The sequence below is a fragment of the Rhizobium sp. 01N447_2 genome (assembly GCF_056399245.1).
In genome coordinates this window covers 31,653-46,955 of sequence record NZ_JBFTQY010000022.1, presented here as the reverse complement: position 1 = coordinate 46,955, position 15,303 = coordinate 31,653, and the positions used below count along the sequence as shown (strand labels likewise).

The window sequence follows — 15,303 nt, the reverse complement described above, 5'->3', positions numbered from 1 at the left end:
TTTTATCCTTAAATCGATTCCGATTTAAGGAATTATGCAGTAGTTACGGACCGTGCTGATTGTGACCGGCATCGGCCAGCAGACGGACCAGGCCGGACAGATGACGCACGCCCGTTTTCAGGAAGATGCGGCCGAGATCATTGCGAAGGGCGGCTGCACTGACGCCCAGCCTGTCAGCGACCATAGCGCGGTCATCGCCGGAGGCGACCTCGAGCGCTATGTCTGTTTCCGCTTTGCTGAGGCCAAAGCGCTCGCGAAGGAATTTCTCAATGGTGCCTTTCGAATGGACCGGATCGAGCGGCGGCGGCGCTCCGATGAAGACGGCGGCCACGGCTGCGGGCTCCAGGCTGATGCGCAGGTCGCTTCCATTGAGTGGCAGGACATGCGCGGCAAGTTCGCCCCCGCTTTCGCCGGCAAGCCGAACGGATAGGCCGGCCCCGTCAAGCGCAGCCTCGTCCCTTGCCGCAATGCGGATGGCCCGCGCGAGCTCCTGCGAAGCGCGGGTCGTCGCTGCTGCAAGCAGGCCGCTTCGGCCTGTCACGAACCTGCCTTCATCAAGCATGCGTTTGGCCCGGGCATTGGTGTGGAGGATGCGGCCGTCCGAATTGGTCAGAACCACGCCGTAGTGCAGGAGATCGAGCGTCTCGGCCAAGCGCAGCCGTTCGACGCTGCGGGCATCGAGGACATTGGTGATGGTGACGGCGCGCCGCAAATGGGGGAGCAGCAGCGCGCTGATGCCGATCTCGCGATGGGTGATCGGGCCGTGTCTCAAATGGCGGCTGATCACAAGTTCGGACAGATGTGTCGGTGTGTATATCAGGAATTGATGCAAGATATCGACGATGCCGCGCGGCTTCAGGCAGGTCTGCACATAGGGCGAGCTGTCCAGGTAGCTCCGCGGAAGCCGGCGGGAGGCGACATAGGGCTCATCGAGGGGTGCCCCCGTCGCGAACCATTCCCCGAGGCGGGCGTGGATCTCGGGCATATGCTTCTGTCGCTCGGCAATGCCCTCTTCTCCCCAACCGACATTCTTGTGGATGATGACGCGATGCCGGCTCAGGTCGTTCAGCGACAGGATCGCGGATTCGGCATCCATCACCGCCGCGATTTCCGAGAGCGCGGTCTCCCAGCGGGTGGGATCCAGGGTGCAATCGTAGATGACACCGATGATCCGCGACAGATCGGCCGGCGGCAGAAGCGCCGCGTGAATACTGGCCGCGTGACTGGCCGACCCGGGCGGGGAGAGGTCGACGGACGGCGGATGACGACCATCCAGTCCTGGCTTGGCGCCATTATCCTTCGCCGGTTCATGAGCGAAGACATAGCCCCGCTTCGGCAGGGATTGCAGGCGTGCACCCTCATCGCCCAGGATACGGCGCAGATCGCGCACGGTCTGAGTGAGCGCATCGTCCGTCACCACCGCCCGTTCCCAGACGGCCGCGATCAGTTCGTCCTTGGAGATCACCCGGTTCGGATTATGGAGTAAATGCATCAGAAGCGTGAATGTCTTCGGTCGGATCGGCACCACGAAACCGTCACGGGCAAGCAGGCCCGTCTGGAGATCCAGCACAAATGCACCGAAACTGAACCGATTTTCTTCCGGAGAGACTGCCATTCGCCGTCGAACCTCTTAAATTCAACGTCCAGCACGACATCATCTTCTAGTCTTTAAGCGAACGCTAAACAAAGCAGTCTGAAAAGTCCAGACAACAACCTAAAGTCAGCCCGGCGCGCGGCTGTGGCGAGCCCAAGCGGCCGCAACCATTGGACCGCGCCGGCGACATGGGACTCGCCTCAGTCTTCGTCGCGCAAATCCTTGAGCAGCACGGTGATGATGCGCTCCATGGAATCGGCGGTCGCCATGCATTGCTCGATCGGTTCGTCCGACAACACGCGGTCGATGAGGCCGGTTTGGATGGCCATGGCTTCCTCGCTCAGCTTTCGACCCTCCGGCGTCAGATAGAGGCGCAGCACGCGTTTGTCGCGCTCGTCATCGCGGCGAAGGATCAGGCCGCGCTTTTCCATCTGCGGCAGCAGCATGCTCATATTGGAGCGGCCGACCAGCAGCTTGCGCGCCAGCTCCTGCTGCGAGATGCCCTCGAAACGATAGAGATTGACCAGGATATCGAGGTGCGGCGGCTTGATGTCGAGATCGGCAAGCGAGCGGGCGAGCGATTGCTGCATCAGCTGGCAGGCGCGAGCCACCGCGATCCAGCTGCGAAAACGCGGATGATCCCAGGGAAGGGATTGATTTTTGTTCATCGTTGTACTTTATTGTTCAGTGTTGAACAGTCTTTTGGAATCCCACTATGGCAAACTTTGCGCTTGACGTCACCCGCCTCGGGTTCTCGGCTCTGCAGGCGATTTCGCCTGATCTGGCAGGCAGAGCGGCATTCCAGCTGTTCTGCCGGACGCCATCGGCAAAGCCGAAGGGAGCAAGGGCGAAGGCAGCGCATGCGGCGGGTGCGGCCCGGCTTGCCGGCGCCGAACGCTTCACCCTCAGGCTTGCCGGCGGGCTCCAAGCGCATGCCTATCGGCTGAACGGCGGAGCGAGGGGCAAGCGCAAGCGCTATCTGGTGACGCATGGCTGGGGATCGAGCGCGGCATATATGGCCGAACTCGTCTCGATGCTTGCTGCAACGGGTGCGGAGGTCGTGGCGCTCGATTTTCCCGGCCACGGCCGATCCGGCGGGCGCTTCCTGCATATGGGCCTTGCGGTCGAGACGATCGCGGCGGCCGAGGCGCGCTTCGGCACCTTCGATGCGGCGATCGGCCATTCCTTCGGCGGTGCGGCACTGATGGTCTCGGCGGCAGGCCTGCTGCCTGGCGTGGCGCCTGTCAGCGGTGAGCGCCTGGTACTGATCGGTGCACCGAGCGAGATGGGCTGGCTGTTTACCGATTTCGGCGGGATGGTCGGCCTTCGCCCTGTGGCGCAAGCGTCACTGGAGAATGAGGTTCATCGCGTCACCGGACGGAGACTTGAGGATTTCGACGCAGGCGAAGCGGCGGGCGAGATCGGCCGCCCGGTACTTGTCATCCATGCCGAGGACGACAAGGAGGTGTCGCCTCTCCATGCCAGGCGCTACGGCGCGGCGGGAAAGGGCGTTCGGTTGTTCTGGGCGAACGGCTTCGGCCACCGACGCATCATCGGCGCCGCGCCGGTTCTTACCGCGATTGCGGCGTTTCTCGACGGCGATCGGGACGCGGGTGAAGCGCGTGATGAAAACATCAAAAAAGATGCTGAGATCATTCCGTTTTTTGAGCTTCCGGCAAGGCGCGCGGCGTTGTAGCGTCCGTCGCGAAGATCAAGCCGCGGCGGGACGCCTCATGAAAATCATCAGCAGCATCGAAGAGCTCAACACGATCTATGGCGCCGGACTTTCGCCGGCCTCCGTCACCAAGGTGACGAAGCAATTGACCCCGCTCTATCGTGAGATGATCGAGATCTCGCCGTTTGCAGCGCTTGCGACCGTCGGGCCGGAGGGGCTCGATTGTTCACCGCGCGGCGATCTTGGCGGCGTGGTGCGCGTCGCCGACGACGAGACACTGCATCTGCCGGATTGGCGCGGCAACAACCGGGTCGATTCGCTCTCCAACATCGTGCGCGATCCGAGACTGGCGCTGATGTTCCTGATCCCCGGCTCGAACACGACGATGCGCATCAACGGCCGCGGCGTCGTCTCAGACGATGAGGCGCTGCTTTCTAGCTTCGAGATGGACGGCAAACATCCGCGCACCGTCGTCGTGATTTCGATCGACGAGGTCTATTTCCAATGCGCGCGCGCTGTGATGCGGGCCGAGCTCTGGAATGGAGAGCACTTCGCCGATCCGGCAAAGCTGCCGACGCCCGGGCAGATGCTGAAGGCCGCAACCGGCGATTTCGACCAGGAAACCTACGACCGGGAATGGCCGGGGCGGGCGGCAAAGACGATGTGGTAGAGAAGCGTGCCTGTGGCCGCCGGCTTTTTACTCGGCGTCACAAGCGGCAAACTCGTCCGTTCCCTCAGGCTCCTGACGGACGAGCGAGGAATACGACGTTGCCACATACCTCTTCTCCCCAGCGGGGAGAAGTGCCGGAGCGATAGCGAGGCGATGAGGGGGTGAGCGGCCGGGCCGCGAATGCACTGAGCGCGAGCGAAGGGCAATGAATGATGTGCCGTGTGGCCCCCTCATCCGACCCTTCGGGCCACCTTCTCCCCGCTGGGGAGAAGAGGGAGCAAGCGGGCGAACCGGACAGCAGCTTGTCGCCGTCACCTGCCAGTGACAGCGTGCGGGCCGTCAGGTCTTGTAGATCAGCCAGCTCTTGGTGAAATCCTTCTGCATGCCGTCCTGATAGAGGATTGTGCAGTTGCGGCCAGCATTCTTGGCGCCGTAAAGCGCGATGTCGGTCTTGCTGTAAAGTTCGCCGGCATCATCGGCGTTGGAGGCCATGCAGATGCCGATCGAGACTGTGACCGGACCGTAATTCACCCGCGTACGGGAATTCTTGAAGGGCGTCGTCTCCAGCGTGCGGCGGATGCGCTCGGCGATGCCAGTGACTTCCTCAGGCGTATTGCCCTCGATGATGAGGGCGAACTCCTCGCCGCCGGTGCGTGCGACGAAAACGTCGCGGCGGACGTTGCTGCGGATCACGGAGGCGACGGTGGCGAGCACCTTGTCGCCGACCGGATGCCCGTAGGTGTCGTTGATCTTCTTGAAATTGTCGATGTCGCAGAGCAGCAGCGCCGTCACCGGTCGCATGCTCGAATTGTCGAAGATGGCGGCGAGGCGGTCGTCGAAGGCGCGGCGGTTGGAAAGCCGCGTCAGCGAGTCGGTGTTGGCGATGCGCTTGTATTCGTCGAGTTCCTTGCGGACTTGATCCATCTCCTGGGAGCGCTGGACGACGTCCTCGACGGTGCGTTCGCCATGCGCCATGGTGTCACCGGTCGCCTGGCTCAGGAGATCGATGGCGTTTTCGATCAGTTCGACGCTGGCATTGCTCTTGGAGGTGATGCGCTTGTGGGTCTCGCCGAGCAGCCTGGTGTAGCTTTCGAGCGAGCTCTGCTCCTGCCTCAGGATACGCAGCAGGCCGTCGAGTTCGCCTGATATGCGCGTATGGGCATCGTCGAAGACGCGGGCCGGACTGTGGGTGAAGTGCTGCGCGCCGAGCGCATCGAGTTCGGCTTGGGTCACCTGGCCGCCGAGGGCCGCGAGCTCGCGGGTAAGGGCTGGATTGGAGCCGATATAGGCCTCATAGAAGAGTTGGTAATTGCGCGGTATCGGCGCGACGCCCATGGAGCGCATGGCATAGGTGATCTGACCCGCAACGTCGGGAACTTGCACCTTGGGCGCGACAGCCGTATTCATCCGGCGAACTCCTCATATATTCAAAGGCAATATTCTATTTGTTAGCTTAAATTTCTTGGGAAAAGATTAAAGCGATATATACCAAAGATTACATACGACAAATGCCGCATGGGGCAATACTTCGATCAGGCCTATGATTCTCCACGGAAAAACGTATCTTTAGCGAGACAGTGCATACTCGCTGAGCGGGAACGGTGTCTGAAAAACTTACAGTTCTTCTGTGCCGGAGAGCGTATTCATCTTGTCGACAGTTGGTTTTGGTCGTTTCGTATTGCAGCGCCGATATTTTGCAATGATATTTCCTGGGCAGCAGACGCGATCGCAGCTCGCAAACCAGGGTGTGAGATGATGGAAACGTCCCGCTCTAATTCTTTCGCCATCCTCGCCCTTACCGTCCTCGCCGCCGGCGCCTTGCTGCTGGAGCACACCGGCTTCTTCGCGGGGGCTTTCCGCACGGAGATCCTGGCAATGGTCAATGGCGGGGATGTGGTAAGCGTAGGCGAGGCGGTAACGGCGCATAACACAAGCGCGTCGGATAAGGCGTCGGCTCGGTACAGCAGGCGGTAACGCAGCCCGCCACTCACCCCAAATTCAGCTCCTGGAAAAAATCATTGCCCTTGTCGTCGATCACGATGAAGGCAGGGAAGTCTTCGACGTCGATCTTCCAGACGGCTTCCATGCCGAGCTCGGGATATTCGAAGACTTCGACCTTGCGGATACAGTCCTGGGCAAGACGGGCGGCGGGGCCGCCGATCGAGCCTAAGTAAAAGCCGCCATGTTTCTTGCATGCCTCGCGCACGGCGCGCGAACGGTTGCCCTTGGCGAGCATTACCATCGAGCCGCCGAAGGATTGGAACTGGTCGACGTAGCTGTCCATGCGCCCGGCGGTCGTCGGACCGAAGGAGCCGGAGGCGTAACCTGTAGGCGTCTTGGCGGGGCCGGCATAATAGACCGGGTGGTTCTTCAGGTAATCCGGCATGCCTTCGCCCTTTTCCAGCCGCTCGCGGATCTTGGCATGCGCCAGGTCGCGAGCGACGATGATGGTGCCTGATAGCGACAGGCGCGTCTTGACCGGATGCCTGGAGAGTTCGGCAAGCACGTCGGCCATCGGCCGGTTGAGATCGATGCGCACTGTCGATTCCGACAGTTTCGCCTCGTCGATCTCAGGCATGTATTTAGACGGATCGGTTTCGAGCTGCTCGATGAATATGCCATCGCGGGTGATGCGGCCCTTGGCTTGGCGATCGGCGGAACAGGAGACGCCGAGGCCGATCGGCAGCGAGGCGCCGTGGCGGGGCAGGCGGATGACGCGCACATCATGGCAGAAATACTTGCCGCCGAACTGGGCGCCGACGCCCATTTGCTGCGTCAGTTTGTGGATTTCCTTCTCCATCTCGATGTCGCGGAAGGCGTGGCCGCTCTCGGACCCTTCGGTCGGCAGCTCGTCGAGATAGCGGGTGGAGGCGAGCTTGACCGTTTTCAGGTTCATCTCGGCCGAGGTGCCGCCGATGACGATCGCGAGATGATAGGGAGGACAGGCTGCCGTCCCTAACGTCAGGATCTTCTCCTTGAGGAAGTCGATCATGCGATCGTGGGTCAAGAGCGAGGGCGTGCCCTGGTAGAGAAAGGTCTTGTTGGCCGAGCCGCCGCCCTTGGCGACGAAGAGGAATTCATAGGCGTCGGTGCCTTCCTCGTAGATGTCGATCTGGGCCGGCAGATTGTTCTTCGTGTTCTTCTCCTCGAACATTTTGACCGGCGCGAGCTGCGAGTAACGCAGGTTCTTCTTCTCGTAGGCATCCATGACGCCGCGAGCGAGCGCCGCCGTATCCTCGCCTTCGGTCCAGACCCTGCGGCCCTTCTTGCCCATGATGATCGCCGTGCCGGTATCCTGGCACATGGGCAGCACGCCGCCGGCAGCAATATTGGCGTTCTTCAGCAGGTCATAGGCGACGAAGCGGTCGTTGTCGGTCGCCTCGGGGTCGTCGAGGATCGAGGCGAGCTGCTTGAGGTGGCCGGGGCGCAAGAGATGGTTGATGTCGGCAAAGGCGGTTTCGGCAAGCAGGCGGATGCCCTCCGGCTCGACGGTCAGGATCTCCTGGCCCTTGAACGTATCAACCGAGACATGGTCGCCGCTGATCTTGCGATAGGGGGTGGCATCCTTGCCGAGGGGGAAGAGATCGTCAGCCATCGAAGTGACCTTTCTGGTAGGGCGTCGCTAGATTGGAACCGGTCTAAATCCGCCGCGGGGCAAATGCAATCAGGCTGCGCCGGAGTCCGGCCGGTTAAGCCAGAGTCGCGCGTGCTGCACCACGCGAAACGGGTGAAACTAGCGTAATCGCCTCGACAAAGACGACTCCAGGTTGCCTTCGGTTCGAGGCCAGTCCATATTCCCGGCAGCGTTAACCTGCCGGGGCTTCAAATGACAAATGCAAAGCCAACTGCTGTCGACGACCTTCTCGTTTTTTTCGAAGACAATTGGATCCGCGGGAATCTGCTGCGCCTCTCCAGCGATCCCGAGGGAGCGGACATGTATGTTCGCTTCGTCAATGGCGTGCGTATCGACGCCAAACATGGGCCTGACCACGAAACGATCATAAGGGGCGAGTACGGAACCTTCAAACTGAAACCTGACGGTCACTTCGAGTACGAGCTGGACTACACGCTCGACGTCGTGAAAAATTTAACGAAATACGATCAGCTCATCGAGAAGCTGAGCTTCAAGATGTCCGATGGCTCAGGGGGCACGGACCTCGGCGTGCTGACGCTGGCGATCGACGGCGTCAACGAAGGCGAAAAATACCATGAAAACCTGGATTTCGACGATTTGGGCGTCACCTCGAGGGCGGATAATTTCTCTCTGCCTGACTACCGCAACTTTGCGCTCTCGGTGAACGGCGGTCACGAATTCACGCTTCTGAACGGGTATGTCTATGATACCATCCCGGGAGTCGACGCCATCACCGAGGACGGTTTCAGCGATACGGTCCTATCGCCGGGTTCTGCGCCCGTAAGCTTGAAAATGCTCGATGGCGGGGAGTTCACCTTTCAGAGCGTTTCGATTGCCGAATTGTCGGCATCGCCGTTTCACCTGACGCTGACTGCCCTGAACGACGGCCTGATCGTCTATCAGCAGGAACTCGAGATCACCGACCCCAATCTCGAGGTCAATCTCGAAGACATCGACGAAATCCGTTTCGACTTCATGGGCAATTCCGTCGTGATGGACAACTTTTCGCTGTTGGTTTGAGGCTGGACAAGGACGCTTACTGGATTTGCCCAGAGTCAGCCCCTCACCCTAACCTTACCGGGGTCGAGCCACCCGTATCGACCCGTCCTCCGGACCCCCGTAAAAACGGGGCGAGAGGACTTGCCATACGAGACGTGGCGGGGAGCGGAGATGTTGCGACCTGTCCCCTTCGCCCCGTTTACAGGGAGAAGGTGCCGGCAGGCGGATGAGGGGCGGCCCCGTCCTACTTAGGCCCGATCATCGTTTCCGGGCGCACGATCGCGTCATATTCTTCCGATGTCACCAGGCCGCTGGCGAGGGCCTCTTCCTTCAGCGTCGTGCCGTTCTTGTGCGCTGTCTTGGCGATTTTCGCGGCTGCGTCGTAGCCGATCTTCGGGGCAAGTGCCGTCACCAGCATCAGCGAGCGTTCGAGGCCGGCCCTGATATTGTCCTCGCGCGCCTCGATGCCGACGACGCAATTGTCGGTGAAGGAGACGGCGGCGTCGGCGAGCAGTTGCACCGACTGCAGGAAATTATAGGCCATCATCGGATTGTAGACGTTGAGTTCGAAATGGCCCTGGCTGTCGGCGAAGGTGAGAGCAGCATTGTTGCCGAAGATATGGATGCAGACCTGCGTCATCGCTTCACACTGGGTCGGATTGACCTTGCCGGGCATGATCGAGGAGCCGGGCTCGTTTTCCGGCAGCGCCAGCTCGCCGAGGCCGGCGCGCGGACCGGAGCCGAGCAGGCGGATATCGTTGGCGATCTTGAAGAGGGCGGCAGCCGCCGCATTGATGGCGCCATGGGAAAAGACCATGCTGTCATGCGAAGCGAGCGCCTCGAACTTGTTCGGCGCCGTGACGAAGGGCATGCCTGTTATATTGGCGATCTCCTGGGCGACCTTTTCGGCAAAGCCCACCGGCGCATTGAGGCCGGTGCCGACGGCAGTACCGCCCTGGGCGAGTTCGCAGAGGCCTGGCAGGGTCATCTCGATGCGCTTGATGGCGGAGCCGACCTGGGCGGCATAACCGGAAAATTCCTGGCCGAGCGTCAGCGGCGTCGCATCCTGGGTGTGGGTGCGGCCGATCTTGATGATGTGGCTGAATTCGGTGACCTTCATGTCGAGGGCGGCATGTAGGTGCTTCATGGCCGGCAGCAGGTGATGGGCGATCCGTTCGGCGCAGGCGATGTGCATGGCCGTCGGATAGGTGTCGTTCGACGACTGGCTCATATTGACGTGGTCGTTCGGATGCACCGGCTTCTTGGAACCCATGACGCCACCAAGCATTTCTATTGCACGATTGGAGATTACTTCGTTGGCATTCATATTGGACTGTGTGCCCGAACCGGTCTGCCAGACGACCAGCGGAAAGTGGTCGTTCAGCTTGCCGTCAATCACCTCCTGGGCGGCGTCGACGATCGCTTTGCCGAGGACAGGATCGAGCTGGCCGAGCGACACGTTGGCGCGGGCGGCAGCTTGTTTGACGATGCCGAGCGCACGCACGATCGACAGCGGTTGCTTTTCCCAGCCGATCTTGAAATTGCCGAGCGAACGCTCGGCCTGGGCGCCCCAGTATCGGTCGGCGGCGACGTCGATCGGGCCAAAAGTATCGGTTTCGGTGCGGGTTGCGGTCATCAGCCTTGCCTTCCCTTACATGCTGTTTTCGGGCATCTTCGAAAGATGAGGTCTTATAGGTTGGAAAGCCGGACAAGAAAACTGGACGCCGTGCGAAATATTGAAATCGGAAGTCATGTTTGCGCAGGCTTTTCGGCGTGCTTTTTAAGCCACTTTGGAAATTTTATGCGTCCGGGCGTTTTCGCCACACTGGTCTGGGAGCGAAAATTCGGTAAAAAATTAACTAATAATTTCATAATTTTGTGTGAACTGCTGCGCGGCGCCGTGCAGGATCTCCGTCACACAAAATTGAGTCCGCCGGCGCTGGCGGCGCAGGCCGGTTTCTGATCAATGAGGGCCTACGCTCTTGAGTTTCGCGGGATTTGAGCTTGAGCCTTGCGCTCGTGACAAGAACAGCATGACACCGGGACTGGAAGATATATGACGTTCGTTTTGAAAAGCGCGGTATCCGCATTGGCACTCTCCTGCGGCCTGGCAGTGATGAGTGCTGCTCCCGCGCATGCCTATACGCTGATGGATATGCTGCGCGGCGACAGGCAGCGGACCCAGAGCACCATCTTCATGGACCAGATGCCGCCCGGCCGCGTAGGCCAGCGCGGCGGCATCGGCGGATCGCTCGGTGGGCTCGACCCTGAGGCGCCGCTGCCGAAGGTGAGCGGTCCGCGTTATTATACCTACAAAACCGAGACGCTGCAGTTCGTCGATGCCGGCAAGTTCGCCGATCCCGTCGTCACCGGCGCGGTCGCCGATGTTTCGGGCAGTGGCGATGCTAGCGCCGAACCCGCCGTACAGCGCCGTTTCCTGGCGCAGGCCAAGGTGCGCGCCAATGCCGACGTCGCAAAGGCGCTCGAAGCCTATTACGGCGACAGCCGCAATCCGCTCGTCTGGGTCGAGGGCAACCAGATCAACGACCGCGCCAAGTCGGCAATGTCAGTTCTTGCCGATGCGGCCGTCGTCGGTCTCGATCCGGCAGATTACGCCGTCCAGACTCCTGATATCGACCCGGCTAATCCCGATCCCGCCTTCCGCGATCGGGCGCTGACACAGTTCGAGCTTGAACTCTCCGCCAAGGTGCTCGCCTTCGTCCAGGATACGGTGCGCGGCCGCATCGATCCGAACAAGATCTCCGGCTATCACGACTTCCAGCGCAAGGTGGTCAATCTGGCCCCGGTGCTGAAGCTTGCCCGCATGAGCCCCGATGTCGGCGCCTACATCGCCAGTCGCTCGCCTGATAGTCCGCAGTTCCTGGCGCTCAAGGCGGAGCTTGCAAAGCTTCGCGCCGCCGATGGCGGCAATGAGGAGCGAATCGTCGTTTCGCTCGACAATTTGCTGAGGCCTGGCGACAGCTCGCCCGAGATTGCCAATATCGTCAAGGCGATCGGCAAGCACGGCTCCGAAACACTGAGGACCGATCATGCGGCAACGCTTGCTGCTTACGCAGGCAGCAGCGACTATTCGCCTGACATCGTTTCGCTGGTCGAGGACTTCCAGAAGGAGCGCGGGCTGAAGTCCGATGGCGTTATCGGCCAGGCGACCGTGCGCGCCATGACCGGCGGCGACACCAATGCCTCGAAGATCGACAAGCTCGTCGTCGCCATGGAGCAGGCGCGGTGGCTGCCGGAAGATCTCGGTTCCCGGTACGTCATGATCAACCAGCCCGCTTACATGGTCTACTACCATAATGACGGCAAGGAACAGCTGTCGATGCGCGTGGTGGTCGGCGGCAAGAACAACCAGACCTATTTCTTCGACGACGAGATCGAGACGGTGGAATTCAACCCTTTCTGGGGCGTGCCGCAGTCGATCATCATCAATGAGATGCTGCCGAAGCTGCGCTCGGATCCGAACTATCTCGACCAGCTCGGTTATGAAGTCGAGGTGAACGGCCATGCCGTCGCCTCTTCAAGCGTCGACTGGTACGGCTCGACCGATAACGTCTCGGTACGCCAGCCGCCGAGCAGCGACAATGCGCTCGGCGAACTGAAGATCCTGTTCCCGAACAGCCACGCGATCTACATGCACGACACGCCGTCGAAGAGCTTCTTCAAGCGCGACATGCGGGCGCTGAGCCACGGTTGCGTGCGCCTTGCCGATCCGCGTGCGATGGCGGCTGCCGTGCTCAGCACGACGGTCGACGATGTCGCCAAACAGATCGCCAGCGGGCAGAACCATGCGGTGCGCGTGCCGCAGAAGATCCCGGTCTACGTCTCCTACTTCACGGCTTGGCCGAACAAGGACGGCGTGGTGGAATATTTCGACGACGTCTACGGCCGCGACGCCTATGTCGACAAGGCCTTCGACGCGACGACCAAGGCACGTGGGGCGCAGATCTGATAATCGGATCGGATTAGCGATGCTGGCGGGCGGTCTTTGGGTCGCCCGTTTTTGTTTTTGGCGGTGATTACGGAATGGGAACAAAGTGGAGAGGGCGCGCACTGTGTGGCACCCCAGCAGAAAGCGGGGGCGCGGCTCCGGTCTCAGACGGCAACCTTCTCCGCGTATTCCCGTAACAGCCTTTCCACCAGCTCCGATGTCAGCTCATCGAAATGGGTGATGATAACATCCGGATCGAGGCTCGAAACCGGCACGTCGGAATAACCGAATGGCACGGCAATCGAGGGCACGCCGGCATTCTTGGCAACCGCGATGTCGTTGATGCTGTCGCCAATCATCACCGTGCGCGCGATGTCGCCACCGGCGCGTTCGATGGTGCCGGTGAGGTGGCGGGCGTCGGGCTTGCGCACGGGGAAGGTGTCGCCGCCTGATATCGCGTCGAAATATCGGGTGAGGTCGAGCTTGTCGAGCAGGCCGAGTGCCAGGCTTTCCATCTTGTTGGTGCAGACGGCGAGGCGGTGACCTTCGGATCTAAGCCGGTCCATGGCGGCGACCAGGCCGGGATAGGGTTCGGTACGGCCTGGCATGTTGCCGGCATAGTGGGCAACGAAACGCTCGACCAGCGACGGCAGGGCGTCGCCTTCAAGCGGATGGCCGCGCAGCCGGCAGGCGCGCTCGATCATCACGCGCGCGCCCTGGCCGACGAGATGGGTGAGGTCGTCGTAGCTGACCGGTTCGAGGTCAAGCGCCGAGATCGTATGGTTCAGGCTCTCGACCAGGTCCACATGGGTATCGAGAAGGGTGCCGTCGAGATCGAAGACGACGAGCGCTTGGCGAGCAGGGGCAGGGGTCAAGGGCATGTCTCTTTGAGCGATGGTCGTCTTGAGGAGCGATGGATCGTCCTGAGGTAGGCGATCGCGCGGCGGAAAGCAACGTCCGGCGATGGCCGGGAAGGCCGCAGGCCTCTGTTTCGGCTTTTCATTTTCCGTGATGATTTTGACTTTCGTTTGCCAGGCGAGCCGTGTAAACAGCACATCCAACGCAATAATCGGAGCTGGCGGCGCATGGATRCCCGCGAAATGAAGATCAAGGCCGCCGAGGCCGCACTCGCCCATGTCGAAGGCGGGATGCGTCTCGGGATCGGCACCGGCAGCACGGCGGAAGAATTCGTTCGCCTGCTGGCAGAGAAGGTCGCGGGCGGCTTCAGGGTCGAAGGTGTTCCGACGTCCGAAAGAACCGCGCGGCTCTGCGTCGAACTCGGCGTGCCGCTGAAGTCGCTCGACGAACTGCCGGCGCTCGACCTGACGATCGATGGCGCCGACGAGGTCGATACGGGGCTCAGGCTGATCAAGGGCGGCGGCGGTGCACTGCTGCGCGAAAAGATCGTCGCAGCCGCCTCCGAGCGGATGATCGTCATTGCCGACGAGAGCAAGTTGGTCGAAATGCTCGGCGCCTTCGCGCTGCCGATCGAGGTCAATCCTTTCGGGCTCGTCTCGACGCGCATCGCGATCGAAAAGGTCGCGGCCCGGCTCGGCCTCTCGGGTGAACTCGCTCTGCGCCAGTCGGGTGACGGAGAGTTTACCACGGATGGCTGCCATCACATCATCGATGCATCTTTTGGCCGCATTCCTGATGCAGAGGCGCTTTCGAGCGAGCTGAATTCCATACCCGGCGTCGTCGAACACGGGCTCTTTATCAATATGGCGGCACTTGCGATTATTGCCGGTCCTGCGGGTGTGCGCACACTGCAGGCAAACAGATAACAGGAGCGTATACTCATGATGAACATTGCAGGTCTTGGCCGTCTCGCCGCTGCGACCGTCGTTCTTTCCGGGCTTGCTTTCGGCTCCGCCGTTAAGGCGCAGGAAGTCTCCGAGGAGCAGCTGAAGGCATCTCGCGCGGCGATCGACGCCATTGGCGCCACTGCCCAGTTCGACAATATCCTGCCGGGTCTCGCCGAGCGCCTGAAGGCCGGCCTGATCCAGGATTCGCCGAACTACCAGGACATCATTTCGTCGACGGTCGACGCGCAGGCGCTGGCGCTGGCGCCGCGCCGCGGCGATCTGGAGAAGGAGGCGGCACTCACCTATGCCAAAACCTTCACCGTCGATGAGCTGAAGGCGATCGCTGACTTCTATAATTCCGACATCGGCAAGAAGCTGCTGCGCGACGGTCCAGTCGCCTCGCGCGAGACGGCGAAGGCTGCCGACATCTGGGCACAGGGCATTTCCCGCGACCTGGAAAAGCAGAGCAACGCCGAGCTTTCCAAGGTGATCAAGGCGCCGCCGCCGGCAACCGACAGCCCCGCCGCTCCGGCTCCCGCACCGGCTGCCCAGCAGTAAGGCTTGCCCCGTCAATTTGCGAAAGCTCGGCATCGTCCGGGCTTTTTTGCTATGATGCGGCAAATGCCGCCGGCGAGGTTTCAGGTGACTGCAGATGTCCGATCATGACAAGGCTGTCCGAGTGCGGATATCCGGCAAGGTCCAGGGTGTCGGTTTTCGCTTTTGGACGCGCGACGAGGCCGTACGGCTCGGTTTGACGGGCTGGGTTCGCAATGAAGAGGACGGGGCCGTCGTCGCTGTGATCGCAGGACCCGACAGCGCCATCTCGACGATGATCGAGCGTTTCAGGCGCGGGCCTTCGGGGGCGTCGGTTTCGGGCGTCGAGACGGAAGCAGCCCAGCTTGAGAAGAACCCGACGGATTTCCACATTACCCGCTGAGAGCATCAATCGCTAGGCAGATGCAATTGGCGTCGCATAT

At 61.2% G+C, this 15,303-nt stretch carries 15 protein-coding genes; 9 read left to right on the top strand and 6 right to left on the bottom strand.

The features are described from left to right. Nucleotides 1–43 precede the first annotated feature (43 nt). A complete protein-coding gene (locus tag AC1ECN_RS17555; protein WP_130672676.1) occupies nucleotides 44–1,615 on the bottom strand; it encodes a winged helix-turn-helix domain-containing protein in 1,572 nt (523 codons plus the stop codon). A 179-nt stretch (nucleotides 1,616–1,794) separates the two neighbouring features. Then, a complete protein-coding gene (locus AC1ECN_RS17550) occupies nucleotides 1,795–2,262 on the bottom strand; it encodes a MarR family winged helix-turn-helix transcriptional regulator (RefSeq protein ID WP_011652244.1) in 468 nt (155 codons plus the stop codon). Nucleotides 2,263–2,309: 47 nt separating this feature from the next. Here AC1ECN_RS17550 and AC1ECN_RS17545 point away from each other — a divergent pair, with 47 nt between their 5' ends. Both AC1ECN_RS17545 and AC1ECN_RS17540 read left to right on the top strand, forming a co-directional pair. Continuing rightward, nucleotides 2,310–3,290, top strand: coding sequence for an alpha/beta hydrolase (locus tag AC1ECN_RS17545; RefSeq protein ID WP_130655674.1), 981 nt, complete (start codon nucleotides 2,310–2,312; stop codon nucleotides 3,288–3,290). Nucleotides 3,291–3,327: 37 nt separating this feature from the next. Continuing rightward, nucleotides 3,328–3,939: a pyridoxamine 5'-phosphate oxidase family protein gene (locus tag AC1ECN_RS17540; protein ID WP_105006345.1), complete on the top strand. Its 612-nt coding sequence runs from the start codon at nucleotides 3,328–3,330 to the stop codon at nucleotides 3,937–3,939. 339 nt (nucleotides 3,940–4,278) lie between these two features. Here the strand turns inward: AC1ECN_RS17540 and AC1ECN_RS17535 are convergent, their stop codons facing one another. Beyond that, the gene (locus tag AC1ECN_RS17535) at nucleotides 4,279–5,346 is read right to left on the bottom strand and encodes a GGDEF domain-containing protein (RefSeq protein WP_130661705.1); all 1,068 of its coding nucleotides are present in this window, start codon (nucleotides 5,344–5,346) and stop codon (nucleotides 4,279–4,281) included. Nucleotides 5,347–5,694: 348 nt separating this feature from the next. On the opposite strand from AC1ECN_RS17535, the gene AC1ECN_RS17530 reads away from it, so the two are divergent. Continuing rightward, nucleotides 5,695–5,913, top strand: a complete 219-nt coding sequence (locus AC1ECN_RS17530) for a hypothetical protein (protein ID WP_130725977.1) — start codon at nucleotides 5,695–5,697, stop codon at nucleotides 5,911–5,913. Nucleotides 5,914–5,926: 13 nt separating this feature from the next. Here AC1ECN_RS17530 and AC1ECN_RS17525 read toward each other — a convergent pair whose 3' ends face one another. Further along, on the bottom strand, nucleotides 5,927–7,534 hold the full coding sequence (locus tag AC1ECN_RS17525) for a fumarate hydratase (protein WP_018072355.1): 1,608 nt from the start codon (nucleotides 7,532–7,534) through the stop codon (nucleotides 5,927–5,929). Between the two features lie 231 nt (nucleotides 7,535–7,765). Between AC1ECN_RS17525 and AC1ECN_RS17520 the strand changes: the two genes are divergently transcribed. Continuing rightward, complete coding sequence (locus AC1ECN_RS17520; RefSeq protein WP_024321878.1) at nucleotides 7,766–8,593, top strand: VCBS domain-containing protein; 828 nt, start codon at nucleotides 7,766–7,768, stop codon at nucleotides 8,591–8,593. Nucleotides 8,594–8,816: 223 nt separating this feature from the next. Here the strand turns inward: AC1ECN_RS17520 and fumC are convergent, their stop codons facing one another. Further along, a complete protein-coding gene (fumC, locus tag AC1ECN_RS17515; protein WP_130672675.1) occupies nucleotides 8,817–10,208 on the bottom strand; it encodes a class II fumarate hydratase in 1,392 nt (463 codons plus the stop codon). Between the two features lie 60 nt (nucleotides 10,209–10,268). Here fumC and AC1ECN_RS17510 point away from each other — a divergent pair, with 60 nt between their 5' ends. Next, a complete protein-coding gene (locus AC1ECN_RS17510) occupies nucleotides 10,269–10,535 on the top strand; it encodes a hypothetical protein (RefSeq protein ID WP_130655671.1) in 267 nt (88 codons plus the stop codon). A gap of 93 nt (nucleotides 10,536–10,628) precedes the next feature. After that, a complete protein-coding gene (locus AC1ECN_RS17505; RefSeq protein WP_130672674.1) occupies nucleotides 10,629–12,542 on the top strand; it encodes a L,D-transpeptidase family protein in 1,914 nt (637 codons plus the stop codon). A 143-nt stretch (nucleotides 12,543–12,685) separates the two neighbouring features. Here AC1ECN_RS17505 and AC1ECN_RS17500 read toward each other — a convergent pair whose 3' ends face one another. Then, nucleotides 12,686–13,402 (bottom strand): HAD family hydrolase, encoded by a 717-nt coding sequence (locus AC1ECN_RS17500; protein WP_197727408.1) that lies wholly within the window; start codon nucleotides 13,400–13,402, stop codon nucleotides 12,686–12,688. Nucleotides 13,403–13,606: 204 nt separating this feature from the next. Between AC1ECN_RS17500 and rpiA the strand changes: the two genes are divergently transcribed. The 3 genes from rpiA (at nucleotide 13,607) to AC1ECN_RS17485 (ending at nucleotide 15,263) form a co-directional block, all read left to right on the top strand. Next, on the top strand, nucleotides 13,607–14,305 hold the full coding sequence (gene rpiA / locus AC1ECN_RS17495; RefSeq protein WP_477953656.1) for a ribose-5-phosphate isomerase RpiA: 699 nt from the start codon (nucleotides 13,607–13,609) through the stop codon (nucleotides 14,303–14,305). A 15-nt stretch (nucleotides 14,306–14,320) separates the two neighbouring features. Beyond that, a complete protein-coding gene (locus tag AC1ECN_RS17490) occupies nucleotides 14,321–14,884 on the top strand; it encodes a DUF2059 domain-containing protein (RefSeq protein ID WP_018072348.1) in 564 nt (187 codons plus the stop codon). Between the two features lie 94 nt (nucleotides 14,885–14,978). Then, nucleotides 14,979–15,263, top strand: a complete 285-nt coding sequence (locus AC1ECN_RS17485) for an acylphosphatase (RefSeq protein WP_018072347.1) — start codon at nucleotides 14,979–14,981, stop codon at nucleotides 15,261–15,263. Nucleotides 15,264–15,303: the final 40 nt, after the last annotated feature.